The organism is Roseobacter sp. FCG-D35, assembly GCF_033436665.1.
Taxonomy (GTDB): domain Bacteria; phylum Pseudomonadota; class Alphaproteobacteria; order Rhodobacterales; family Rhodobacteraceae; genus JAWQFO01.
In genome coordinates this window covers 97,500-120,480 of sequence record NZ_JAWQFO010000009.1, presented here as the reverse complement: position 1 = coordinate 120,480, position 22,981 = coordinate 97,500, and the positions used below count along the sequence as shown (strand labels likewise).

Here is a 22,981-nt window from a genome sequence, read left to right as displayed (position 1 = left end):
TTCATACTAGCATGTCAGTCCGGAGGATCGGCATACATGACCATCAAGACACGACACTGGGACCGTCACGGAAACGGCGGTCTCACCTTCACGGAATTGGGGTTCGGCACCGCGCCGCTGGGCAATCTCTACCGCGCGATCTCGGACGAGACCGCGCAGGACATCCTCGACCGCGCCTGGGAGGCGGGGATCCGCTACTACGACACCGCGCCGCTGTACGGGCTCGGCCTGTCCGAGACCCGCCTCAACCGCTTCCTGCGCGACAAGCCGCGCGACGAATACGTGCTCTCGACCAAGATCGGGCGGCTGCTGCGGGTGACCACGCCCGAAAAGCGCGACGGGCACGGCAAGTGGTTCGACGTTCCGTCCCGCACGGAAGTCTACGACTACGGCTATGACGGCGTGATGCGCTCGGTCGAGTTCAGCCTCGAACGGCTCGGCATCGACCGGATCGACATCCTCTATGCGCATGACCTCGACGTCTTCAACCACGGCAGCCGCGAGGCTCTCGAGGAGCGGCTCGAAGAGCTGATGCAGGGCGGCTACGAGGCGCTGCTGAAGCTGCGCGAGGAAGGCGTGATCGCGGCCTTCGGCGCCGGCGTGAACGAATGGGAGCCCTGCCAGTGGCTGACCGAGCGCGGCGACTTCGACCTCTTCCTGCTGGCCGGGCGCTACACGCTGCTGGAGCAGGAGGCGCTGGAGTCCTTCCTGCCGCTCGCCACCGAACGCGGGATCGGCATCGTGATCGGCGGGCCCTATAATTCCGGCGTGCTCGCCACCGGGCCGAAGCCGGGCGCGTACTACAACTACGACCCCGCCCCGCCCGAAATCCTCGAACGCGTGGGACGCATCGAAGAGGTCTGCAAGTCGCACAATGTGCGCCTGGTCGACGCCGCCTTCCAGTTCCCGCTGCGCCATCCCGCGGTGGTCTCGGTCATTCCCGGCGGACAGGGCGTGGCCGAGATGGACGGCAATGTCGCCGCCGCACGCGCGGACATCCCGCCGACCGTCTGGGCTGATCTGAAAGAGGCCGGGTTGATGCGGCAGGACGCACCGGTGGAGCCCTGACATGCGGATAGACGCCCACCAGCATTACTGGCAGCCCGCGCGCGGCGATTACGACTGGATGCCGATGGACAACGCCACGCTCGCGCGGCCCTACCATCCGCGCGACCTCGAGGCGACGCTGCGCAAGCATGGGATCGACCGGACGGTGCTGGTTCAGGCGGCGGCCACTGTCGAGGAAACCGAATACATGCTGGGCATCGCCGATGCCTCCGAAACGGTCGCGGCAGTGGTCGGCTGGGTCGACTTCGAGCAGCCCGCGCACCGCGCGCATCTCGAGAGGCTGCGCCACCACCCGAAGTTCGCCGGCGTGCGGCCGATGATCCAGGACATCCCGGATGTCGACTGGATGCTGCGCGACGACGTGCAATGGGGGTTCGAAGCCCTGGTCGACCTGGACCTGACCTTCGATGCGCTCGGTTTTCCGCAGCACCTGAAGAACTTCCACACGATCCTCACACGCTACACGGAGCTGCGGACGGTCATCGATCATTGCATGAAGCCGCAGATCCGGGACCATTCCGAGCATACGTATAGCCACTGGGCGGACGGGATGCGCGCGCTGGCCGAGGATACCCGCGCTGTCTGCAAATTCTCCGGGTTGGTCACCGAATGCGACGGCTGGACGCTCGAGGCTCTGCGCCCTTACGCCGAGCATCTTTTCGAGGTCTTCGGACCGGACCGGCTGATGTGGGGGTCGGACTGGCCGGTCTGCCAGCTCGAGGCGAGCTATACCGACTGGATCGAGGCCGCCGAGGCGCTGACCTCGGGCCTCCCGGAAAGCGATCGGTCGGCGATCTTCGGCGGCACAGCGCAGGCGTTCTACCGGATCTGAGCGACATGCCCCGCGGCCGCCTGCTGCGCCGTGGCGATGGCCGCGGCGAAGCTCTCGCCGCGCAGGCTTGCCGCGGCGAGCGTGCCCACGAAGACATCCCCGGCACCGTGCATCGACACCGGTACGATTTTCGGGGCTGCCGCACATTCCACGCCGCTTGCGGTAGAGAAGGCCACGCCGTCTGCCCCGAGGGTCACTACCACGCGCGCCTTCGGCGCAATATCTCGCAGCGCGGCTACAAGATCGGCCGGCTTGCGGTCGCCCGGCACCATGCCAAACAGGTCCGCTGCCTCGATGCGGTTGACGATCAGCACGTCGACGCAACGCAGGTCGTCCGGTCCCAGACCATCCGCCGGAGCCGCGTTGAGCCAGAGTTCGGCACCGGCGTCGCTGGCCTTGCGCGCCATCGCGGGAAGCATTTGCGGTGCCAGCTCGTTCTGCATCAGCACGATGCGGCAGTCCATTGGCAGCGTTATGGAACCCGCGCCGATCTCACGGTTCTCACCGGACACGATGACCGCGCCATACTCCCCGCCCGCAACCGTGATCGCCACGCTCATCCCCGAAGCGCCCGCCCCCTTCTGCAATCGCGACACGTCGATGCCCGCGGAGATCAGCTCCTTTCGCATCGCCTGTCCCGCGTCATCCGCGCCGATCCGGCCGGCGAAGGCGGTCTTGCATCCTGAGCGCGCGGCGGCGATGGCCTGGTTGCCGCCCTTGCCGCCGAACCGGTAGGCGACCGACTGTCCCGCGAGCGTCTCGTCGAGGCGCGGCATCCGGTCCGCCTGCACCACGACGTCCCAATGCAGCGCGCCGACGACGAGAAGGCTCATGTCACGCCGTAAAGCGCCGCGGCGACGATCCGGGTCGAGGCGGCGGCGTCCTGCCGCGCAATGGCCGCCGCGAGGTCGGCATCGTCCGCGAGGCTTTCGGCCACCGCGCGCAGGCGCTTGATAAGCGCCACGTTTGTCCCCGCCTCCGCGATCGGGTCGAGGCCGCCGTGATCGGGAAAGGTGTCGAAGTAGATCACGCCGTCATAACCCTGCCGCAGCATCTCGACGAGCAGTTCGACGGTCTGCACAGGATGCACGGACCCCGCCATCAGTCCGTCGTCGCGTTTGCCGTAGCCGTCGTTGAGATGCAGCCCCAGGAGCCGTGAATGCCGCGCGATCAGCGCCGCCGAATGGGCCGGCATCTCGTCGGCGTAGAGCACATGCGCGAAGTCGAGTGTGACACCTAGGTTGGGCCGGGCGACCTCGCGGCAGGCCAGCAGCGTGGTGCCGATATCGGGCATCAGCGCGTAGGCACGCGGTTCGTTGGGTTTGTACTCGATGGCGATGTCGACCTCGGGCGCGTGGTCGCAGACCTCGGTAATGGCGGCCACGGTGTCATCCCAGGCGCGCGCGTAGTCCATCTGGAAGGCATAGTCGAACCCGTCCTGGCCCATCCAGAGCGTCATCAGGCGACCGCCCATCTCCTGCCCCGCGTCGATGCCGCGCTTGGTCAGGTCGATGGCCGCGCGCCGCACGTCGCGGTCGGGATGGGTGAAGGCGCCAAGCTTGAAGCCGGGGTCGGTGTAGTAGCGCATCGCGAGCCCGTTGAGCGCCAGACCCGCGTCGCCAAGCCGCCGGGACAGCTCCTTGGGCGATGTCTCGTCGAAATGATCGGGATAGTTCAGGTCGGCAGCGTCTAGCCCGCCGACCCGCCCGGCCTGCGCGATCATGTCGGACGAGGTGGCGCGCCCCGTGACGAGGGTCTTGAAGGCGTTGAGACGCGCGGCATAGCGGGGACGGTTCGGACGGATCATTTGGACTGGAAAAGCTCCGGGTGCTTGCGTTCGAGTGGCTCGAGGCGGCAGATCAGCTGGCGCAAATGCGCGCGTGTCGCGGCCCGCGCGGCCTCGGGGTCCCGCGCCTCGAGCGCATCGAGGATGCGCCGGTGTTCCGCAAGTGTCTCCTCGACCCTTCCGTGATCGGGCAGCACCAGCTGGCGCGCGCGATTGACCTGCAACCAGCTCGTCTCGGCGATCTGGGCGACGCGGTGAAAGCCGGTGAAGGACATGATCAGGTCGTGCATTTCGGAATCGAGCTCGTAGAACCCGGTGAAATCGCCGTCGGCGACAAGCGCCTCCTGCACGCGCAAATTCCGGCGCAACTGTTTCAGCTGGTCCTCGGTGATGGTCTCGGCGACCTGCTCGATCGCCTGCAGTTCGAGCGCCTCGCGCAGGAAGGCGCCTTCGCGGATTTCCTTCATCGAGAAATGCGACACGAAGGTCCCGGCCTGCGGCACGACGTCGACCAGCCCCTCGCCGGCCAGCCGCGTCATCGCTTCCGAGACCGGGCTGCGCGAGACGTTGAGCTGGCTGCAGATGTCGCCCTTGCGCAGGATCTCCCCGGGCCGGATCGCCATCGACAGGATCGCGTGCTTGAGGCTGTGGTAGACCTTGCTGGCCAGCGAGCCCGGAAACTCCTCGAGCGGTCCGAAACGAACCGGACCGGCGTCGTCGTTCTCCGACTGCGAGGGTGTCGATGACATTCTAGCATGTTAGCCGCTGCCCCGGTGAGCGGCAATGGCGACGATGCGGTGGGGCGCCAGTTGTGCATTGCGTGACCCGCGCTTCGGTCCCTGCTGTCGGTCAGCCCCGAACCGCTGCCATGAACCGGTCGCGGATCACCACCGGGTCCATTGTGATCACCGGCATCTTCGCGTTGCCGCTGTCGCACTTGACCACCATCACGGTCATCCTGCCGCCGTCGATGGCCTCTTGCAGCGCCGCGCCGGTATCGACGTCGCGCACCTCGACCACATTCTCGCAGCCCGCCGCGCGGGCCATCCCGGCAAGCGAGGTCTTCTTGCCGGTATAGGTCGGCTGGTCGCCAGTCGAGCCGTAGCTGCCGTTGTCGATGATCATCAGGATGTAGTTGTCGGCCACGTTGTTGGCGATGGTTGGCAGCGTGCCGAGGTTGGTCAGCACAGAGCCGTCACCGTCGATGACGATGACCGTCTTGGGTTGCGAAAGCGCAAGGCCAAGGCCGATGGACGAGGCCAGCCCCATCGTGCCCAGCATGTAGAAATTGCTCGGCTGGTCGTCGATGGCGTGCAACTCCTGGCTCGGGATGCCGATGTTGCAGACAACAAGCTGGTCGCGAAGGATGGGCGCGATCTCGCGCAGGATCTCGGAGCGGATCATTGGTCGCCGTAGCCTCCCCAGAAGCTTGCGTCGGTCAGCACCGCGACCGGCTTGTTGCACATGAAGGTGTATTTCAGGATGGTGTCGAGCTCCTCGGCATCCTGCTGGTGATGGAAGTGGTAGGTCGGGATATGCATCTGCGCCAGCAGCGCCTTTGTGTGAACCGCCATCTCGACCTGGCAGGCCACCGGCTCGCGCAGCTCTCCACGATAGGAGATCAGCATCGGCAGTGGCATGCGGTAGTACTGGATCAGCGTCGCCAGCGTGTTGATCGTCACGCCGATGGCTGTGTTCTGCATGATGATCGCCGGGCGCTTGCCGCCCATCCAGGCCCCGGCGCACAGGCCCATGCCCTCGTCTTCCTTGTTGGAAGGGATGTGGAATATCTCTTCGCGCCGGTCGATCTCGTCGATGACACCGGCCAGCTGCTTGCAGGGCACGGTGGTCACGAAGGAGATGTCGTTGGCGATCAGCGTGTCGACGATTTTCTTGTCTATGCTCATGTCTGCCTTGGCCTTTTTGCTGGCGGCACCCTAGCCCCTGGTCCGGCGCAGGTCACGCGCCGCGATGCACGTGAACGGCACAGGGTGCGTGTCGCACGATCCGCGCCGCGGTGCTGCCGATGAAATAGTCGCTGAGACCGGGCTTGTGCGACCCCAGGACAATGCAGGAAACGCCGTGATCCTGCGCGAAGGTCACGATGCTGCGGTAGACGTGACCTTCCATAACGTGCCCCTTGACGCCGCTTGCCCCCGCAAGCTTCTCGCGCATGCGCGCGCTGGCAAGATCGAAGGTCTGGCGCGCCATCTCCTCCGATTGGGTGGCCTGGGCGATGCCGTAGGGTGCCTCGACGACGTGCAGGGCGTGGATTTCGCCACCCGGCGCGCAGAGACCCTGTGCGATCTCGAGCAACCGCCGCGCGAGCCCGTGATCGAGTGCCAGCGTGACCAGAACCTTGTCGTACATCGGGGCAACCTTTCTCGAATGTGGTGTCCGCTCAGGACCAAGGTGACAGGACGATCTTCGGCGCGGCGACCTTGTGGTCGCGCAGGTCGCGAAAGGCCCCGGGGCCCTCGGCCAGTGCGCGCGTCTCGAACCAGTCGAGAGATCCGAGCCGGCCGTCGAACATGGCCGCGGCGGTGTTGCGGAAATCCGCGGCGGTGTAGGCGTAGGTGCCGATGAAGGTGACCTCCTGCAGCGTCATGCGGCGCACGTCGAGCCCGCCGGTGTCCTCTCCGAGACCGATGTGCACGATCACGCCACCCGGGGTGACCAGCCCCGATGCCGCGGCCCGCGTCGCCGCATAACCGACGGCGTCGACGACAAGCGGCGCGGCGACTCCGGTTTCACCGACCGCGGTCTCGCCGATCTCCGAAAGGACCCGACGCCGTTCCGAATGCGGCTCGACGATGGTCACGCGGGTTACACCGGAGGCCTCGAGCGCAAGGGCGGCGGCAAGCCCGATCGCGCCGCCACCCAGAACGATCGCGCGGCGCTCGTCGTCATCCGAAAGCGCGGCAAGGCCGAGGCGCACCGCATGCCAGCCGACGGCAAGCGGTTCGGCCAGCGCAGCGGTATCCAGCGGCGTGGCTTCGGGCACGGTAACGAGGTTGCGCGCCGGGATCGCGACGTATTGCGCAAAGGCGCCCTCGCGCGGCTGCATCGAGATGATCTGCCGGGTCGGGCAGAGGTTCTCGCGCCCCGAGGTGCAGGCCGGACAGGTGCCGCAAGTGACCAGCGGGTTGATGGTGACCCGTTCCCCGTCGCGCGCGCCACCGTCGATCGTCCCGGCGGCCTCGTGCCCGAGGATCAGAGGTGCCGGACGACGCGCATCATGGCCGAGGTAGGCGTGCATGTCCGATCCGCAGATGCCCGCCGCCTCGACCCGCACGACCTCTTCGCCATGCGCGCGTTCGGGCTTGGGCACGTCGCGCAGATGCAGGGTTTCGGTGTCCTCGTAGACCAGTGCCTTCATTTTGCGATGCCCCCTCCGTCGATCATGGGGAACTGCCCGGTCATGCTGGCCGAAGCCTCCGGACACAGGATCATGAGCGGACCGTCGAGGTTCGACGCTCGTCCGCGTGGTGCTCCGCCAGTCACCAAGAAGGCGCGGCCGGACAGGTCGATAGGCACGCGCGGATCAGCCATCGGCGGAGAGGTCGAAGTTTTCGCCCGGGAAGTACTTCGCGAGCCGCACGTCGGCGGCGCGCGCGTGACCCTCCATGCCTTCCAGCCGCGAGATGCGGGCCGTGGCCTCGGCAATCGGACGCGAGCCTTCGCGTGTCGCGCGTTGCCAGGTCACAATCTTCATGTACTTGTGCACGCTGAGCCCCCCGGTGTAGGTCGCCGCGCGCGACGTCGGCAGGACGTGGTTGGTGCCAGAGGCCTTGTCACCGTAGGAGACAGTGGTTTCCTCACCGAGAAACAGCGAGCCGTAGCAGGTCAGCCGGTCGAGCCACCAGTCGAGATCCGCGGCCTGCACGGTCAGGTGTTCAGGTGCATATTCGTCGGACGTGGCCGCCATCTCTTCGCGGTCGTCGCAGAGGATCACCTCGGCATAGTCGCGCCAGGCCGCGGCGGCGTTCTCGCGGTTGAGGTCCGGAAGATCGTCGATCAGATCCGGCACGATCCGCAGCACCTCCTCGGCCAATGCGCGGGTGTCGGTGACCAGCCAGACCGGCGAATTGTAGCCATGCTCGGCCTGGCTCACGAGGTCGGTGGCGACGATCAGGGAATCGGCCTGCGCGTCGGCGAGGATCAGGCTGTCGGTCGGCCCCGCGATCATGTCGATGCCGACACGCCCGTAGAGGCTGCGCTTGGCCTCGGCCACGAACTGGTTGCCGGGTCCGACGAGGATGTTGGCGCGCGGCTGGCCGAGCAGGCCGAAGGCCATCGCCGCGACCGCCTGCACGCCGCCGATGGCCATGATCTTGTCTGCGCCGCTGATCTGCGCGGCATAGGCGATCGCAGGCGAGACGCCCTCGCCCGATTGCGGCGGGCTGCACACGGTGATGTGCCGGCAACCCGCGACCTTGGCGGTGGTCACCGTCATCACAGCACTTGCGATATGCCGGTAACGCCCGGCGGGCACGTAACATCCCGCCGCGTCGACCGGGATCGCCTTCTGCCCAGCGATCAGCCCCGGCACGATTTCATATTCGATGTCCGAAATCGTGGCTTTCTGCTGCTCGGCGAAACGTCGGACGTTGTCCTGCGCAAAGCGGATGTCGTCCTTGAGCTTTTGCGGCACCTTTTCGGCGGCTTCGGCGATCTCGTCCTCGGAAAGTTGGATATTGCCCTCGTACCGGTCGAACTTTGCGGCATATTCGAGTGCGGCCTCGTCGCCGCGCCTGGCAATGTCGTCGAGGATTTCCGAGACAGTCTCGCGCACCTCGCTTGCGTCGGAGACCGCGGTGCGGGTGGCTTTCTTCAGGTAGGTTCTTGGCATTGGCGGGACCCCAGGGTTCGGATCAGGTTTGGCGCTGGTTATGACGGACCGACGAGACAAAGGCATAACCGATAAAGGCCACGCCCAGCCCGCCGGTCAGGATCTCGGGCACGTGGGTGAGCGATTGCACGAACATCACCAGCGAAAGGGCAAAGATCGAGTAAAACGCTCCGTGTTCGAGATAGCGGAATTCCTGCAGAGTGCCCTTCTCGACCAGCATGATGGTCATCGAGCGGACGTACATCGCTCCGATCCCGAGCCCGATGGCGATCAGCAGGATGTTGGTCGTGAGAGCAAAGGCGCCGATCACCCCGTCGAAGGAAAAGCTCGCGTCGAGCACCTCGAGATAGAGAAACGCGCCCAGCCCGCCGCGCGCGCCCGCCTGCGCCATGCGGGTGGCGGTGTAGTCGAGAAAGGTGCCGAGCCCATCGACCAGCGTGAAGACGAGCAGTCCGGCGATGGCCGAGAACAGGAAACTCGACCGGACCTCGGGCGCGAGAAAGCGCGAGATCACGAGAATGATCAGCAGCACGAGCGCAATCTCGAAGCCGCGTACCGAGCCACAGCGGCGCAGGTTGCGTTCGAGCACGCCGATCCAGTCGATGGACTTGTCCTCGTCGACGAAGAACTTCAGCGCGACCATCATCAGGAAGGTGCCTCCGAAGGCGGCGATGGAGCCATGCGCGCTTGCGATGATCCGCGAATACTCGGCCGGCTCCGCCAGCGCGAGGCGCATGGCCTCGAACGGATTGATCCAGGCAAAGATCGCGACGATGGCGAGCGGGAAGACGATGCGCATCCCGAAGACGGCGATCAGGATGCCCCAGGTCAGAAACCGCTGCCGCCAGACCGGCGTCATCTCGACAAGCTTGTTGGCGTTCACGATGGCGTTGTCGAAGGACAGCGCGATCTCGAGGGCCGCCAGCACCGCGCCGATCAGCAGGAAGGACAGGATTCCGCCAAAGCTGTTCTCGGTCGCCCAGCCGACCCAGCCGGACAGGAACAGGCCCACCGCCGTCACGATCAGCGGCCATTTGAGATAGGAGGTGGCGGAGCGCGGCGCGGTCATCGCTTACGGCCCATAGGTGAAATGCGGCAGCCAGAGTGCGATCATCGGGAAGAGGAAGATCAGCACCAGACCGATCACCTGGATCACCATGAACTGCATCATGCCGAGGTAGATGTCGCGCAGGTCCCACTCCGGCACCACGCCCTTGAGGAAGTAGGCCGAAAGCGCCACCGGCGGACTGAGCCAGGCCGTCTGAAGGTTCACCGCCACGAGGATCGCAAACCAGATCAGCAGATCGGATTCGGTCGCGAACCCGAGGTCGAGCGAGGTCACGGTCGGGATCAGGATCGGCACTATGATCAGCACGATCGGCACCCATTCGAGCGGCCAGCCCAGCAGGAAGATCAGCGCCATGATCAGGATCAGGACCAGCACCGGCGACATGTCGAGGCTGAGCAGAAGTTCGGTCAGCATCTTCGGCGTGCCGAGGTTGGAAAAGACCGCGCCGAAGAAGTTCGAGGCCGCGACCAGGAACATGATCAGCACGGTGATCTCGAGGCTCTTGATCAGCGCGTCGTAAAGGCCGGGGATCGTGAACTTGCGGTAGAGCATCGAGAGCAGCACCGCGCCGAACGCGCCGCAGGCCGAGGCTTCCGCGGGCGTGGCCCAGCCGGCGAGGATCGAGCCGAGTGCGAAGGCGATCAGCACGGTGGGCGGCACGAGACCCATGAAAAACTCGTACCAGAGCGGCGAGAAGTAGAACCCGCCGGGACGCGCGCGGTCGAGCCAGGAATAGGCAGCGTACATCACGCCGATCCAGGCAAGCGGCACGACGATCGCACCGAGCGGAAAGCCGAAGCCCGCGACGATACCGCGCGTGATCAGCCATATCAGGAACACCAGCGCGGCCATGACAAGCACGACTTCCAGCAGGTAGTAGTTCGAGGTCTCGGGCTGCTCTTCGGGTGGCAGGATCGGTCCCATGTCCGGGTTGAGCCAGCAGCGCCCCAGCGCGTAAAGCAGGTAAAGCCCGGCCAGCATCACGCCCGGAAGGATCGCGGCGCGGAAGAGGTCGGTCACCGGCACCTCGAGCACTGGACCCATGACGATCAGCATGATCGAGGGCGGGATCAGGATCCCCAGTGTGCCGCCGGCGGTGATGGTGCCGGCGGCGAGCCGCACGTCGTAGCCCGAGCGGTTCATCGTGCGCGCCGCCATGATCCCGAGAATTGTGACCGAGGCGCCCACGATCCCGGTTGCAGCGGCGAAGATCGTCGAGACGAACAGCACTGCAATGAACAGCGCCCCGCGCGTGCGGCTCATCATCATCTGCACGGCCTGAAACAGGCGCTCCATAAGGCCGGCCTGCTCCATCACGATCCCCATGAAGATGAAGAGCGGCACCGCCACCAGCTGATCCGACAGCATCACCGAGTTGGTCTGCAGCGTCATCAGGAAGGTGGCGAGCTTGAAGTTCGCACCCCAGGTGCCGAAGACGAAGCCGAGGAAAATCAGCGTGAAGGAAATCGGAAAGCCGACGAAAATCGCAAACAGCATCGCCGCCAGCATGATCAGCCCGATCACCGGCTTGTCGACGCCCGGTCCTGCGCCGAAGATTCCCTCCCACAAATCGCCTAGCGGCAGGACGTTCGGGAAGAACACGCCCAGCGTGATCAGCGCGAGGACCACGAGGTAGAACGGCAGAATGCGCAGGAAGATCCGCTCGCGCGCGCGGCCCATTTGGTGAAACGCACGGAAGAGTTCGGGAATGCCCTGAAGCAGCAGAAGGAAGGCACCGAGCGGCATCGCCAGCCGCGCGGGCCAGAGCACCGGAGCCCAGGTCGAGTCCGAGGCCTGCTCACCCGACCAGAAGGCCTTGAGCCAGTATTCCGCCGAGACCCAGGTGAAGAACAGCATCGCCGGGATGTAGAAGGCCAGATAGAGCGTTGCGTCCACGGTCGCCTGCGTCTTCGCCGACCAGCCGCGATAGAGGAAATCGGCGCGGATGTGCACGCCGCGCATCAGCGCGTAGCCCGCCGCGGCCATAAACAGAACGCCGCCCAGCATCCGGCTGACGTCGTAGACCCAGAGCGTCGGGCCGAAGCCCCAGTCGATGGCGACGTCGCTCATCCCGTTCTGGGTCAGGATCGCGAACATGTTGCGCGAGAATACCTCGAAGACGATCGACAGGATCAGCGGGATCATCAGCAGGCAGATGATCCGCCCGGCCCAGAGGTTGATGGTGTCGATGACGGCGACGACGGGGCGCATCCACGGGGTCATGTCGGGCGGGGTTTCGCCCGGTCGACCGGCGCGGCGCTCGGCGATCAGTTCGTCGGTGATGTCGAGTTCTTCGGCGACCGCGTCTTCGGCCATGCCCCTGCCCCCATGGTCTTTTTGCATTCGACGAACGCCCCCGCCGGCGGCGGGAGCGTTCAAGGCCCGAAGGCGGGTTACTTGAGGCTGTCCGCGAAAGCGCGGCCGAGATTGGCGTTCGAGGTCTGCGCACCGGCCCAGAACGGAACCGCGATCTCGGCAAAATCCTTCTGGCTCTGCCAGACCTCGGCGAAGAACTCGTTCTCGGCGGCATTGGTCTCGAGCGCGGCCCTGGCGGCCTGCATGTACTCGGTGAAGTAATCCGCCGGCGTGTCATGCAGGATCACGCCGTGGTTCTCGGTCAGATCCTTGAGTGCCTTGCCGTTCTCGTAGATCCGGTAGGACATCGCCTTCGACAGCGAGGCGTTCGCCGCCACCTCCAGCGCCTTTTGCTGCAGCGGGGTCAGCGAGTCGTAGACGTCACCGTTGATGTAGAGATCGGCGTTCACGACGACCTGATGCAGGCCCTGCAGGTAATAGTGCTTGAGCACCTTCTGGAAGCCGAAGACCGAGTCGGGCTTGGGGCAGCACCATTCGGCAGCGTCGATGGTGCCCTTTTCCAGCGCCGGCAGAATGTCCCCGCCGCCCATCGCGACCGAGGCGACACCGATGTCCTTGTAGGTCTGGCCCGGAATGCCCGGTGGCGTGCGGAAGCGGTACTTGCGGAAGTCCTCCATCGAGGCGATCGGCTCCTTGAACCAGCCCAGCGCCTCGGGGCCGACGGGCTGCAGCATGAAGCCCTTCACGTTCACGCCCATCTCGTCCCAGAGCCGGTCGTAAAGCTCTTTTCCGCCGCCGTACTGGAACCAGCTCACGAAGGCGATGTTGTCGATGCCGACGCCGGCGCCCGCCACGGGCGAGCCGAAGAGCATCGCCGCCGGGTGCTTGCCCGACCAGTAGTGCGTCCAGGCGAAACCGCCTTCGATCAGGCCACTGTCGACGGCGTCGAGCGTTTCCTGCACACCGACCACGGCGCCGGCGGGCAGTACCTCGATCTTGACCTCTCCGTCGGTCAGGGCCGCCACGTCGGCGGCGAACTCGTTGAGCATCGTGACTTCGTCGGCCTGCGCCGGAATCACCGACTGCACGCGGATGACGGTTTCGGCCAGAAGTCCGCTGGCCGAGATCGCCAGCGCAGCGGCGCCGGCGGTCAGGGTTCTAAGGGTACGCATTGGGGTCCTCCCAGGTCTGTCGCCTTCTGTGTTGTTGTTGTGGGTCCGGGGACGAAGGCGGTGCCCCGGTTCGGTCTTGCAGGCCCGCGTCCGCTCTCCTCTGCGGACGAGCCTGCGGAATATTTTGACGCGCGGTCATGCGCGGGCGTCCTCGAGCACCATGTCGCTGGCCTTCTCGCCGATCATGATCGCGGGCGCGTTGGTGTTGCCGCTGACGATGCGCGGCATGATCGAGGCATCCGCGACGCGCAGGCCGCGCACGCCGCGGACCCGCAGGCGCGGATCGACCACCGCGCTATCGTCGATGCCCATCCGGCAGGTTCCGGTCGGGTGATAGATCGTCACGGCCGTGCGCCGCGCCCAGTCGAGAATCGCCGCCTCGTCATCGGCGCCGACCCCCGCGCCGGGTGCATGTTCCTCGGTGATGTGCGATTTCAAGGGTTCGGTTCCGGCGATCTTCCGGGCGACCTGGATGCCCCGGACGATGGTGCGGCGGTCGGTCTCGGTGTCGAGGTAGCGCGGGTGGATCTCGGGATGCGCGTCCATGTTGGCCGAGGCCAGTTTCAGGTAGCCCGCGCTTTCGGGCCGCAGTTGCAGCACCGAGGCGGTGAAGGCCGAGAACGGGTGCGGGCCGTCGGCCGGGTTGTCGGCGCTGAAGGGCTGGATGTGGAACTGGATGTCGGGCGTCTCGAGCCGGTCCTCGGTCTTGAGAAAGCCGGTGCCGAGACTTGCGGCCATGGTCATCGGCCCGCGTTGGGTCAGCGCGTACTGCGCCGCGATCGCCGCCTGCTTGAAAACGTTGCTGGTCTCGGTGTTGATCGTGGATAGCCGGGTCTTGAACACCGGACGGGCCTGCAGGTGGTCCTGCAGGTTCTTGCCGACGTCCGCTGCCGCGACCTTCACGACAATGCCGTGTGGTGCGAGCTCGTCGGGATCGCCGATGCCCGAGAGCATCAGGATCTGCGGAGAGCCAATGGCACCCGCGCTCAAGATTACCTCGCGTCGCGCCCGGATGTTGCGGAATGCCCCTTTGATCCGGGCGCGAACGCCCACGGCCCTGCCGTCCTCGAGCAAGACCTTTTCGGTCTGAGCGTCCGTCAGGATCTCCAGGTTCTTTCGGTTCCGCGCGGGCCAGAGATAGGCAACAGCCGCCGAGCAGCGCCGCCCGCCCTTCATCGTCAGTTGGAAGTAGCCGACCCCTTCCTGGTCCGCCCCGTTGTAGTCGGGGTTGCGTCGGTAGCCCGCCGCCTCGGCCGCGTCGATCCACAGGTCGACGATCTTGCGTTCGAGACGTGAGGACTGCACCGACAGAGGCCCGTCGCAGCCGCGCAATCCGTCGCCGTCCGCCCCCTTCCAGCTTTCGGAGCGCTTGAAATAGGGCAGGACATCGTTCCAGGACCAGCCGGTGCAGCCCATCTGCGCCCAGCCATCGTAATCCTGTGGCTGGCCTCGGACGTAGAGCAGGCCGTTGATCGAGCTCGATCCGCCCAGAACCCGCCCGCGCGGCCAGGGGATCGACCGGCCGGCGAGCCCCGCATCAGGCTGCGTCCGGTAGCGCCAGTCGGTGCCCGGATGGCCCATCGTGCGGAAATACCCGACCGGGACATGGATCCAGGGGTTCGTGTCGCGCGGACCGGCCTCGAGCAGCGCGACCGTGTGGCGACCGTTCTCCGACAGCCTGCCAGCGATGGCGCACCCTGCGGACCCCGCCCCCACGATCACGAAATCGAATTCCATGGCGCCCCGATTTGCCAAAAATTGAGACTTCTATTCCTGTTTTTTAACGCTACCTTGATTCGCACACAAATCAACGTCGATTCTGGCGAGACCGTCACATGGCAGATCCCGCGCGCATTCCCACCAACCTGCGGACGCTGCTGATTCTGGAGGTACTCGGCAAAAGCGATCGGGCGCTGACCGCGACCGAGATCAATGCGTCGATCGGGTTGCCCAAGCAGACCGTTCACAGGCTCTGCGCGACGCTGGAGGCGAACGGGTTCATCGCCCGGCAAGGCAACTCGCGCCACTACCAGGTTGCGCGGCGTCTGCGCGAACTGGGCTCGGGCCTCCTGCACAATTCCCGCGACCACATTGCGCGACGACAGATCCTGCTCGACGTGGCGCGCGAGGTCCGGGAGACGGTCAATTACGTGGTGCCGGAAGAGTCCGGCATGCGCTATCTCGACCGGGTCGAAACCGACTGGGCGTTCCGGATCCAGTTGGCCGTGGGCACCAACGTGCCGTTTCACTGCACCGCAAGCGGCAAGTGCTTTCTGGCCAGTCTCGCGCCGGGACAGCGCGAGCGCTTCGTGGGCGCGCTGGATCTCAAGCGAATGACGGCGGCGACCCACACCCAGCCCGCGCCATTGCTGCAAGAGCTGCTGCAGATCGCAAAGCTGGGCTACGCGCTCGACCGCGAGGAATTCCTGGACGGCATGATCGCCATCGCGGTTCCCGTCACCGACCCGTCAGGCCGTTTCGTGGCCGCGCTGGCCTTTCACGGCCCGACCCAGCGCATGTCGATCGAAGAGGCGATCGAGCGCCGCGAGATGTTGGGCCTTGCCGCCCGACGCCTCAGCGACGCGCTGTTCTGAAACGCGCTTCCGCGTCACTCCGCGAGATGGCAGGCGACCTTCGTCGTCCCGAGCGGGCGCATCCGGGGGCGTTCCTTGCGGCAGATATCGGCGGCGATGGGACAGCGCGGATGAAATGCGCAGCCCTTCGGCGGATCGATCGGATCCGGGATCTCACCGGTCGGCGGCACCACCTCGCGCCCGAAGGCGTCCATGCGCGGCGCGGCGTCGAGCAGCATCTGCGAATAGGGATGCTTGGGCGCCTCGAACAGCGTTTCCGGATCGGCCTCCTCGACCAGCCGCCCGAGGTAGAGCACCCCGATGCGGTCGGCCATGTGCCGCACCACCGTCAAGTCGTGGGTGATCAGCAGGTAGGTCAGGCCCAGATCGTCCTTGAGGTCGCTCATCAGGTTCAGCACCTGCGCCTGCACCGACACATCCAGCGCCGAGGTCGGCTCGTCGCAGACGATCAGGCGCGGCTGCGAGGCCAGTGCGCGTGCGATGCAGATCCGCTGCCGCTGCCCGCCCGAAAACTCGTGCGGAAACTTCCCGGCGTCCGTCGGATGCAATCCGACCTGCTCCAGAAGCCGCTCGGCGAGCAATTCGGTGTCTCCGCCCTTGGAGGCCACCGGCTCGACGATGATGTCGCGTACGCGCCAGCGCGGGTTAAGCGAGGCATAGGGATCCTGGAAGATCATCTGGATATTCGAGCGCACCGTGGCGGCACGGCGGGCGTCGCGTTCGCGGGCGAGGTCGACGCCTTCGATCTCGACGTCGCCTTCGGTCGGCGACAGCAGGCCCACCAGCATCTTGCCGATCGTCGACTTTCCCGATCCGCTTTCGCCGACCAGCGCGTAAGTGGTGCGCTCCTCGATCTCGAAATCGACCTCGGACACGGCGGTCAGGAAGGCCTTGCCGCGCCGTTCCAGAACCCGGTTCAGCCAGGGCTTCGACACGTCGAAGATGCGCGTCAGCCCGCGTACGATCACATGGGCGCTCATACCGCTTCCTCCGCGACACGTGGGAAAAAGCAGGCGGCACGACCATCCACGATGCCGGGTCCGGGCTCGGCGCGGCAGCGCTCTTCGGCGCGTGGGCAACGCGGGTGGAAGGCACACCCCGAGGGCATCCGGTCGAGCTTGGGCATCGCACCGGGGATCTGGTGCAGGCGCGATTTGCCCTGCGAGGCCAACGGCGTCGAGGCCATCAGGCCGTAGGTGTAGGGGTGGCGCGGCTCGGTCAGGACCTCGCGAACCGGACCAAGCTCGGCCAGGCGACCGGCGTACATCACCGCGACCCGGTCCGCGGCCTCGGCGATGACGCCCATGTCGTGGGTGATCAGCATCACTGCCGTGCCGCGATCGCGGCAAAGGCGCTTCAGCAGCGCGATGATCTGCGCCTGAACCGACACGTCGAGCGCGGTCGTCGGTTCGTCGGCGATGATCAGGCTCGGCTCGGCGCAGAGCGCAAGCGCGATGACGACGCGCTGACGCATGCCGCCCGAGAACTCGTGCGGGTAGCTGTCGATACGTTCGCGCGCACCGGGGATACCGACCTCTTCCAGCGCGGCCACGGCCCGGCGCTCGGCTTCCTTGCGGCGGATCGGCAGATGCGTGAGCATGGTCTCGGTCAGCTGATCGCCCACCGTCAGCAGCGGGTTGAGCGAGGTCAGCGGGTCCTGGAAGATCATGCCGATCTGCTTGCCGCGCAGCCGGCGCATGGCGTCGCCCTTGAGCGGATCGATGCGCGTACCGTTGAGCCAGATCTCACCGCCCGAGACATGCGCCGGCGCGTTCAGCAGGCCGATGACGGCATTGCCCGCCATCGATTTGCCAGCGCCGCTTTCGCCCACGACGCCGAGGATCTCGCCCCCGGCGATGTCGTAGCTCACGCCGTCGACGGGTTTGAGGATGCCGTGCCGCGTCGGGATGTCGACGGACAGGTTGCGGATCGAAAGAACAGGAGTGGTCAACGCAGCCTCGGGTTCAGTGCATCGCGCAGCCAGTCGCCCAGCAGGTTGACGCTGAGGGCCAGCGCGAGAAGCGTGCAGGCGGGAAAGAAGAGGATCCACCACTCGCCGGAGAACAGGAAGCCCTGCCCGATCCGGATAAGCGTGCCCAGCGAGGGTTGCGTGGGCGGCGCGCCGACGCCGAGAAAGGACAGGGTCGCCTCGGCGATGATCGCAAGCGCCAGCGAAATGGTGGCGATCACCAGGACCGGCGACAGGGCGTTGGGCAGGATGTGCTTGATCATGATGGCCCAGGGGCTGCGACCGATCAGGCGCGCGGCGGCCACGTAATCCTTGCTTTTCTCCACCAGCGTCGCGCCGCGCACGACGCGGGCGAACTGCACCCAGTCGGACAGGCCGATGGCGAGGATCAGCACCCAGATCGCCATCTGGTCTCGGTACTCGACCGGCGTGAAGCCCTTGGCGACACCGAAGATGAGCATCGCGACGAGGATTGACGGGAAGGTCAGCTGCACGTCGGCGATGCGCATGATGATGGTCTCAGTCCAGCCGCCGAAATAGCCCGACACGAGGCCCAGCGTGATCCCGAGCACCAGCGCGAAAAGCACCGCCGAAGCGCCGACGAAGAGCGACACGCGCATGCCGTAGAGGATCGTCGAGAACACGTCCCGGCCCTGGTCGTCGGTCCCCATCAGGAAGCTGTCGCCGGTGAACGCGTTGGGCTCCATCGGCGGCGTGAAACCGTTCATCAGGTTCAGACTCGACGGGTCGAACGGGTTGGTCGGTGCGATGAGCGGCGCAAAGAGGGCCGACAGCACCAGCACACAGACCACCGCGAAGGACACCTGCGTCACCGGCGAACGCTTGAACGCGTGCAGGAAATCGCTGTCTCGGAAGTCCTCCCAGAGCGACTTGTCCCGCGCCTTCTGGGGCATCGGCGTATCGGTCATGCGTGGCCTCCGGTCCGGTCGGCGCGCAGGCGCGGGTCGATCATCACGTAAAGAATGTCGACGATCAGGTTGATGCCAACGAACATCACCGAGATCAGCATCAGGTAAGCGGCCATCACCGGGATGTCGACGAACTGGATCGCGTTGATGAACAGCAGTCCGACGCCGGGCCACTGGAACACGGTCTCGGTGATGATCGCAAAGGCGATGATGGCGCCAAGCTGCAGGCCGATGACCGTCACCACGGGCACCATGGTGTTCTTGAGTGCGTGACGGAAGTTGACGACGCGCTCGCGCAGCCCGCGCGCCCGGGCGAAGCGGATGTAGTCCTGCCGCAGCACCTCGAGCATCTCGGAACGCACCAGCCGCATGATCAGCGTCATCTGGTAGAGCCCGAGCGTGATCGCCGGCAGGATCAGCGCCTTCAGCCCGCTTTCGGTAAGAAACCCTGTCGTCCACCAGTCGCCGAGCCGCACGGTGTCGCCGCGTCCGAAGGACGGCAGCCAGCCGAGTTCAACCGAGAAAAGATAGATCAGCAGGATCCCGATCAGGAAAGTTGGCAGCGAGACGCCGATCAGCGAGGCCGCCATGATCGCATGTGCCGCCGCCCCGTTGCGGCGGATCGCGGTGAAGACCCCGAGCGCGATGCCGAAGAGCACAGCGAGAACCCCGGACACGGCGGCAAGCTCGAGCGTCGCCGGCGCGCGTTCGAGCAGGATTTCGGACACCGGGCGCCCCTGCCGGTAGCTGACGCCGAAATTGCCCTGCACCGCGCCTTCGAGGAACTTGTAGTATTGCACCGGGAACGGCTGATCGAGGCCGAGCTGCGCGCGCAGGCGCTCGACATCCTCGATGGTGCGCTCTTGCCCCAGCATGTTGTCGATCGGATCGCCGACGAACCGGAACATCGAAAACGCGACGAGCCCGACCACCAGAAGGACCAGCAGCGATTGCCCGATGCGGCGAATGACGAAGGCCAGCATGGTTGGTTGATGCCTTTCAGGGTCCCCGGGGCGCGTGACGCGCCCGCGGGATCAGTTGACGGTGACCCAGCGCAGCAGGAAGAAGTCGTCCGGGCGCTGTGTCAGATCGATGTTGCTGCGCGCACCCCAGACCAGCGGCTGGACATAGAGCGGTACGTAGGCGGTGTCGTCCTGCAGGATTTGCGCGGTTTCGTCCAGCATCTCCTGACGTCGGCTTTCGTCCAGTTCGGACTGGATCATCGGCAGCAGCTCGTCGATGCGGGCGTTCGAGTAGCCGCCGAAGTTCCAAGACCCGAGCTTTTTCTCGTCGTTCGGCGTGGCGACAAGGAAGCGGATCGGGTGCTCGGCGTCGAAGGTGCCGGGTGACCAGCCCAGCAGGTACATGTCGAAATTGCCTTCGCGCAGTTCCGGCCAGTAGTTCTGCACCGGCATGGCGTCGAGCGTGGCGCGCATGCCCGCCTGTGCCAGCATCGCCGTGACCGCCTGGCAGACCGCCTCGTCGTTGAGGTAGCGGTTGTTGGGGCACTTCAGACCGAAGGAGAACCCGTCCGGATAGCCCGCCTCGGCCAGCAGCGCCTTGGCCGCCTCCACGTCGTAGGCCGGCCGGTCGGAAAGTGCCTCGGAATAGCCGCTCATCGCGGGTGAAACCAGCTGGTTCGCGGCCTCAGCGCCGCCGCGCATGATCGTCTGCAGTATCGCGGGTACGTTGATCGCATGCGCCACCGCCTGCCGGACCTTCGGGTCGGCGAAGGGGTTCGCGTCGGTTGTCTCCGACGAGAATTTCAGCGTTTCTGCGACATGCGGGAAGCCCAGTACGATAACCCGGGCTTCAATGCCCTGGATGACCTTGACGTCGGGGTTTTCCTGCAGCCGCGCCACGTCCTGGATCGGCACCGGGTTGATGAAATCGACATCGCCCGACAGCAGCGCCGCAAGGGCCGTCGCCGGGTTCTGCACCGGCTGCACCGTCGCCTTGGTGATATTGTGTTCGACCTCGCCCCACCACGCGTCATGGGGTTCGAGTTCGGTGCGCAGGCCGGGCTCGCGCACGGTGACCCTGAACGCCCCAGTGCCGTTGGCGTTGAGCGTGGCGAAATTGCCGCTTTCCTTGTCGGGGCGCGCTGCATCGTTGGCCTCGGCCCAGCCGCTGTCCATGATCATCCAGTTGGCGATGGACCCGGGGAAGATCGGATTGGGCGCGCTGGTCAGAATGTCGACGGTGTAATCGTCGACCTTGACGACCTCGGTGACCGGGGCGAACCAGCTGCTCGTATCGGCCTCTTCGCTCGATGCGCGTTCGTAGGAGAACACAACGTCATCGGCGTCGAAGGCCGCGCCGTCGTGGAAGGAGACGCCTTCGCGCAGCGTGAAGCGCCAGCCCTCTCCCTCTCCGATCGCCTCCCAGGCGGTGGCAAGCGCCGGCTCGACGCTCATGTCCTTGCCGCGCCGGACCAGCCCTTCGTAGACGTTGTTGAGAAAGCCCAGAACCGGGGCCGAGTTGACCGCATGCGGATCAAGCGTCTGCGGGTCAGTGGTCACCGCCCAGTTGAACTCTTCCGCCTTCGCCGAGAGGCCGACGGCGGAAGCCGCGAAGGCTGCGAAAATCGTGCGTTTCATGGTACTCACCCCGTTTTTGCTTGTCGTGCACCGAGACCAAGAGCCCGTCATGCAAATGCGGGCCATGCGTACCAATCACATGCGCCCCGGGGAGGCCATGCCCCCCGGGACTTTTTTCCTGGGCCGAGGCCCCGACTGACAGCGTCAGTTCATGGTGATGTACTTCACCTTCGGCTGGTCTTCGGGGTCGACCTCGATCCCGACACCTTCGGCCATGCCCCAGTTCAGGACCTGGTGGTGGATCGGGATGTAGAGTTGCTCGTCCTGCACCACCTTCCAGATGTCGGCGATGTCGGCGTCACGCGCTTCGAGATCGGTGTTGGAGGCCAGCGACTTGATCTTGGCGTCAAGCTCGTCGTTGTCGAATCCGGTGCCGTTCCAGGTGCCGATGTCATCTTCGCGCCCGTGCACGAGGAAGTTGAAGATGTACTCGGAATCGTAGGTCGGAACACCCCAGCCGAGCATGTAGAAGTCGGTCTGCCCGTCGGTTATCAGCGGAAAGTGCTGCGCCTTGGGCTTGGCGTCGAGGTTCACGGTCACACCGATCTGGCCGAGCATGCCGACCGCCGCCTGGCAGATCGCCTCGTCGTTGATGTAGCGATCGTTCGGGCAGTCGAGCCGGATCGAGAAGCCGTCCGCATAGCCCGCTTCTTCCATCAGCGCCTTGGCGGCGTCGACATCCGTGGCGCCTGCGGCATCCATCTCTTCGGTCCAGCCGTTCACGAACGGCGGCGCGATCATGCCCGCGGGCTGGGACTGGCCGCGCATCACGACCTGTTGGATCGCTTCGCGGTTGATCGCCTTGGACATGGCCTGGCGCACGCGGGCATCGGCCAGCGGGTTCTTGCCGTCGATGTTATCGGCCTCGATATCGTCGCTGCCCATGTTCATGCCGAAGAAGATCACCCGATTCTGCGGGGCTTCCTTGACCACCAGCCCGTCGGCGCTGTTGACGCGATCGAGGTCCTGGACCGGCATGTCCTGCAGGAAGTTGACCTCGCCCGACAGCAGTGCGGCAACCCGCGTCGCGGCGTTCTGGATCGGCGTATAGACGATCTCGGTCACTTCCATCGGGAACTGGTCGCGGCCCCAGTAATCCTCGTTGCGGGTCATGACGGTCTTCACGTCCGGCTCGCGGCTTTGCAGCACGTAGGGTCCGGTGCCGTTGGCGTTCGTGGTGGCGAATGTGATCTCGCCGCCCTCGAAGTCCTGCACGTTCACCGTGTCATTCGCCTCGGTCCAGCCCTTGTCCATCATGAACAGATTGGTGAGGTTCGACGGCAGGATCGGGTTCGGACCGTCGGTGACGATCTCGACGGTGTAGTCGTCGGCCGCGCGGACCTCGGTGATCGAGCCGATCAGTTCCTTCATGTCCGAGTTCGGCTGCTTGGCGCGCTCGAAGCTGAAGACCACGTCTTCGGCGGTGAAGTCGGCGCCGTCGTGGAACTTCACGCCCTCGCGCAGCTTGAAGGTCCAGACGTTGGGGTCGTCCTCGTTCGGCGCCCACTCGGTCGCGAGTGCCGCCTCGAAGGCCCCGGTCGTGTCGCGGATGATGAGCGGTTCGTACATCTGGTGGCGGATGGTGTGCGTCGGCCCCTCGTTCTGGGCGTGCGGGTCGAGCGTCAGCGCGTCGCCGGCGCGAGCCCAGCGCAACGTCTCGGCACTCGCCGGAAGTGCGATGCTGGCCGCGAGGGTCGCTGCAACGGTCAATTTGAAGGTGTTCATGGTGTCTCCCAGTTTCTTTTTGACTGCAGTCACTCTTCGCCAAAACACCCGGTTTCACAAGAGGCGCCC

The 22,981-nt window shown here is 65.6% G+C and carries 21 protein-coding genes; 3 read left to right on the top strand and 18 right to left on the bottom strand.

The genetic code is table 11. The annotated features are described in order from the left end of the window. The first annotated feature begins 36 nt into the window (after positions 1 to 36). Positions 37 to 1,068, top strand: coding sequence for an aldo/keto reductase (locus R5H30_RS18690; protein WP_318330139.1), 1,032 nt, complete (start codon positions 37 to 39; stop codon positions 1,066 to 1,068). 1 nt (position 1,069) lies between these two features. Then, entirely contained in the window at positions 1,070 to 1,900 is an 831-nt protein-coding gene (locus R5H30_RS18685; RefSeq protein WP_318330138.1) for an amidohydrolase family protein, read from the top strand. Here R5H30_RS18685 and R5H30_RS18680 read toward each other — a convergent pair. The 12 genes from R5H30_RS18680 to R5H30_RS18625 form a co-directional block, all read right to left on the bottom strand. Beyond that, positions 1,888 to 2,733, bottom strand: coding sequence for a PfkB family carbohydrate kinase (locus tag R5H30_RS18680; protein ID WP_318330137.1), 846 nt, complete (start codon positions 2,731 to 2,733; stop codon positions 1,888 to 1,890). The genes R5H30_RS18685 and R5H30_RS18680 overlap by 13 nt on opposite strands. Beyond that, a complete protein-coding gene (locus tag R5H30_RS18675; RefSeq protein WP_318330136.1) occupies positions 2,730 to 3,707 on the bottom strand; it encodes a TIM barrel protein in 978 nt (325 codons plus the stop codon). The genes R5H30_RS18680 and R5H30_RS18675 overlap by 4 nt, the downstream gene beginning before the upstream one ends. Further along, on the bottom strand, positions 3,704 to 4,435 hold the full coding sequence (locus R5H30_RS18670; protein ID WP_318330135.1) for a GntR family transcriptional regulator: 732 nt from the start codon (positions 4,433 to 4,435) through the stop codon (positions 3,704 to 3,706). Before R5H30_RS18670 ends, R5H30_RS18675 begins: the two co-directional genes overlap by 4 nt. A gap of 100 nt (positions 4,436 to 4,535) precedes the next feature. Continuing rightward, positions 4,536 to 5,090: a sulfopyruvate decarboxylase subunit beta gene (comE, locus tag R5H30_RS18665; RefSeq protein WP_318330134.1), complete on the bottom strand. Its 555-nt coding sequence runs from the start codon at positions 5,088 to 5,090 to the stop codon at positions 4,536 to 4,538. Then, positions 5,087 to 5,593 (bottom strand): sulfopyruvate decarboxylase subunit alpha, encoded by a 507-nt coding sequence (comD, locus tag R5H30_RS18660; protein WP_318330133.1) that lies wholly within the window; start codon positions 5,591 to 5,593, stop codon positions 5,087 to 5,089. The genes comE and comD overlap by 4 nt, the downstream gene beginning before the upstream one ends. A 52-nt stretch (positions 5,594 to 5,645) precedes the next feature. Continuing rightward, positions 5,646 to 6,056: a universal stress protein gene (locus R5H30_RS18655; protein ID WP_318330132.1), complete on the bottom strand. Its 411-nt coding sequence runs from the start codon at positions 6,054 to 6,056 to the stop codon at positions 5,646 to 5,648. A gap of 31 nt (positions 6,057 to 6,087) precedes the next feature. After that, a complete protein-coding gene (locus R5H30_RS18650) occupies positions 6,088 to 7,065 on the bottom strand; it encodes an alcohol dehydrogenase catalytic domain-containing protein (protein ID WP_318330131.1) in 978 nt (325 codons plus the stop codon). A gap of 165 nt (positions 7,066 to 7,230) precedes the next feature. After that, positions 7,231 to 8,538: a histidinol dehydrogenase gene (hisD, locus tag R5H30_RS18645; protein ID WP_318330130.1), complete on the bottom strand. Its 1,308-nt coding sequence runs from the start codon at positions 8,536 to 8,538 to the stop codon at positions 7,231 to 7,233. 22 nt (positions 8,539 to 8,560) lie between these two features. Beyond that, positions 8,561 to 9,607, bottom strand: a complete 1,047-nt coding sequence (locus R5H30_RS18640; RefSeq protein WP_318330129.1) for a DUF475 domain-containing protein — start codon at positions 9,605 to 9,607, stop codon at positions 8,561 to 8,563. Positions 9,608 to 9,610: 3 nt separating this feature from the next. Next, a complete protein-coding gene (locus R5H30_RS18635) occupies positions 9,611 to 11,923 on the bottom strand; it encodes a TRAP transporter large permease subunit (protein ID WP_318330128.1) in 2,313 nt (770 codons plus the stop codon). Between the two features lie 77 nt (positions 11,924 to 12,000). Then, positions 12,001 to 13,095, bottom strand: coding sequence for a TRAP transporter substrate-binding protein (locus tag R5H30_RS18630; protein WP_318330127.1), 1,095 nt, complete (start codon positions 13,093 to 13,095; stop codon positions 12,001 to 12,003). Positions 13,096 to 13,230: 135 nt separating this feature from the next. After that, positions 13,231 to 14,832: a GMC family oxidoreductase gene (locus tag R5H30_RS18625; RefSeq protein ID WP_318330126.1), complete on the bottom strand. Its 1,602-nt coding sequence runs from the start codon at positions 14,830 to 14,832 to the stop codon at positions 13,231 to 13,233. Positions 14,833 to 14,930: 98 nt separating this feature from the next. Between R5H30_RS18625 and R5H30_RS18620 the strand changes: the two genes are divergently transcribed. Continuing rightward, positions 14,931 to 15,689 (top strand): IclR family transcriptional regulator, encoded by a 759-nt coding sequence (locus R5H30_RS18620; RefSeq protein WP_318330125.1) that lies wholly within the window; start codon positions 14,931 to 14,933, stop codon positions 15,687 to 15,689. 14 nt (positions 15,690 to 15,703) lie between these two features. Here the strand turns inward: R5H30_RS18620 and R5H30_RS18615 are convergent, their stop codons facing one another. The 6 genes from R5H30_RS18615 to R5H30_RS18590 form a co-directional block, all read right to left on the bottom strand. Continuing rightward, positions 15,704 to 16,669: an ABC transporter ATP-binding protein gene (locus R5H30_RS18615; RefSeq protein WP_318330124.1), complete on the bottom strand. Its 966-nt coding sequence runs from the start codon at positions 16,667 to 16,669 to the stop codon at positions 15,704 to 15,706. Beyond that, positions 16,666 to 17,640 carry an ABC transporter ATP-binding protein gene (locus R5H30_RS18610; protein ID WP_318330123.1) on the bottom strand — a complete coding sequence of 325 codons (975 nt, stop codon included), beginning with the start codon at positions 17,638 to 17,640 and terminating at the stop codon, positions 16,666 to 16,668. The genes R5H30_RS18615 and R5H30_RS18610 overlap by 4 nt, the downstream gene beginning before the upstream one ends. After that, on the bottom strand, positions 17,637 to 18,587 hold the full coding sequence (locus R5H30_RS18605) for an ABC transporter permease (RefSeq protein ID WP_318330122.1): 951 nt from the start codon (positions 18,585 to 18,587) through the stop codon (positions 17,637 to 17,639). The genes R5H30_RS18610 and R5H30_RS18605 overlap by 4 nt, the downstream gene beginning before the upstream one ends. Further along, a complete protein-coding gene (locus R5H30_RS18600; RefSeq protein ID WP_318330121.1) occupies positions 18,584 to 19,570 on the bottom strand; it encodes an ABC transporter permease in 987 nt (328 codons plus the stop codon). The genes R5H30_RS18605 and R5H30_RS18600 overlap by 4 nt, the downstream gene beginning before the upstream one ends. Positions 19,571 to 19,621: 51 nt before the next feature. Next, positions 19,622 to 21,187, bottom strand: coding sequence for an ABC transporter substrate-binding protein (locus R5H30_RS18595; RefSeq protein WP_318330120.1), 1,566 nt, complete (start codon positions 21,185 to 21,187; stop codon positions 19,622 to 19,624). A 144-nt stretch (positions 21,188 to 21,331) separates the two neighbouring features. Beyond that, positions 21,332 to 22,912 carry an ABC transporter substrate-binding protein gene (locus R5H30_RS18590; RefSeq protein ID WP_318330119.1) on the bottom strand — a complete coding sequence of 527 codons (1,581 nt, stop codon included), beginning with the start codon at positions 22,910 to 22,912 and terminating at the stop codon, positions 21,332 to 21,334. Positions 22,913 to 22,981: the final 69 nt, after the last annotated feature.

What these genes read in the sequence shown, in the direction of transcription:
- R5H30_RS18690 (WP_318330139.1), top strand. Translation starts at nt 37, where the DNA reads ATGACCATCAAGACACGACACTGGGACCGTCACGGAAACGGCGGTCTC.
- R5H30_RS18685 (WP_318330138.1), top strand. Translation starts at nt 1,070, where the DNA reads ATGCGGATAGACGCCCACCAGCATTACTGGCAGCCCGCGCGCGGCGAT.
- R5H30_RS18680 (WP_318330137.1), bottom strand. Translation starts at nt 2,733, where the DNA reads ATGAGCCTTCTCGTCGTCGGCGCGCTGCATTGGGACGTCGTGGTGCAG.
- R5H30_RS18675 (WP_318330136.1), bottom strand. Translation starts at nt 3,707, where the DNA reads ATGATCCGTCCGAACCGTCCCCGCTATGCCGCGCGTCTCAACGCCTTC.
- R5H30_RS18670 (WP_318330135.1), bottom strand. Translation starts at nt 4,435, where the DNA reads ATGTCATCGACACCCTCGCAGTCGGAGAACGACGACGCCGGTCCGGTT.
- comE (WP_318330134.1), bottom strand. Translation starts at nt 5,090, where the DNA reads ATGATCCGCTCCGAGATCCTGCGCGAGATCGCGCCCATCCTTCGCGAC.
- comD (WP_318330133.1), bottom strand. Translation starts at nt 5,593, where the DNA reads ATGAGCATAGACAAGAAAATCGTCGACACGCTGATCGCCAACGACATC.
- R5H30_RS18655 (WP_318330132.1), bottom strand. Translation starts at nt 6,056, where the DNA reads ATGTACGACAAGGTTCTGGTCACGCTGGCACTCGATCACGGGCTCGCG.
- R5H30_RS18650 (WP_318330131.1), bottom strand. Translation starts at nt 7,065, where the DNA reads ATGAAGGCACTGGTCTACGAGGACACCGAAACCCTGCATCTGCGCGAC.
- hisD (WP_318330130.1), bottom strand. Translation starts at nt 8,538, where the DNA reads ATGCCAAGAACCTACCTGAAGAAAGCCACCCGCACCGCGGTCTCCGAC.
- R5H30_RS18640 (WP_318330129.1), bottom strand. Translation starts at nt 9,607, where the DNA reads ATGACCGCGCCGCGCTCCGCCACCTCCTATCTCAAATGGCCGCTGATC.
- R5H30_RS18635 (WP_318330128.1), bottom strand. Translation starts at nt 11,923, where the DNA reads ATGGCCGAAGACGCGGTCGCCGAAGAACTCGACATCACCGACGAACTG.
- R5H30_RS18630 (WP_318330127.1), bottom strand. Translation starts at nt 13,095, where the DNA reads ATGCGTACCCTTAGAACCCTGACCGCCGGCGCCGCTGCGCTGGCGATC.
- R5H30_RS18625 (WP_318330126.1), bottom strand. Translation starts at nt 14,832, where the DNA reads ATGGAATTCGATTTCGTGATCGTGGGGGCGGGGTCCGCAGGGTGCGCC.
- R5H30_RS18620 (WP_318330125.1), top strand. Translation starts at nt 14,931, where the DNA reads ATGGCAGATCCCGCGCGCATTCCCACCAACCTGCGGACGCTGCTGATT.
- R5H30_RS18615 (WP_318330124.1), bottom strand. Translation starts at nt 16,669, where the DNA reads ATGAGCGCCCATGTGATCGTACGCGGGCTGACGCGCATCTTCGACGTG.
- R5H30_RS18605 (WP_318330122.1), bottom strand. Translation starts at nt 18,587, where the DNA reads ATGACCGATACGCCGATGCCCCAGAAGGCGCGGGACAAGTCGCTCTGG.
- R5H30_RS18600 (WP_318330121.1), bottom strand. Translation starts at nt 19,570, where the DNA reads ATGCTGGCCTTCGTCATTCGCCGCATCGGGCAATCGCTGCTGGTCCTT.
- R5H30_RS18595 (WP_318330120.1), bottom strand. Translation starts at nt 21,187, where the DNA reads ATGAAACGCACGATTTTCGCAGCCTTCGCGGCTTCCGCCGTCGGCCTC.
- R5H30_RS18590 (WP_318330119.1), bottom strand. Translation starts at nt 22,912, where the DNA reads ATGAACACCTTCAAATTGACCGTTGCAGCGACCCTCGCGGCCAGCATC.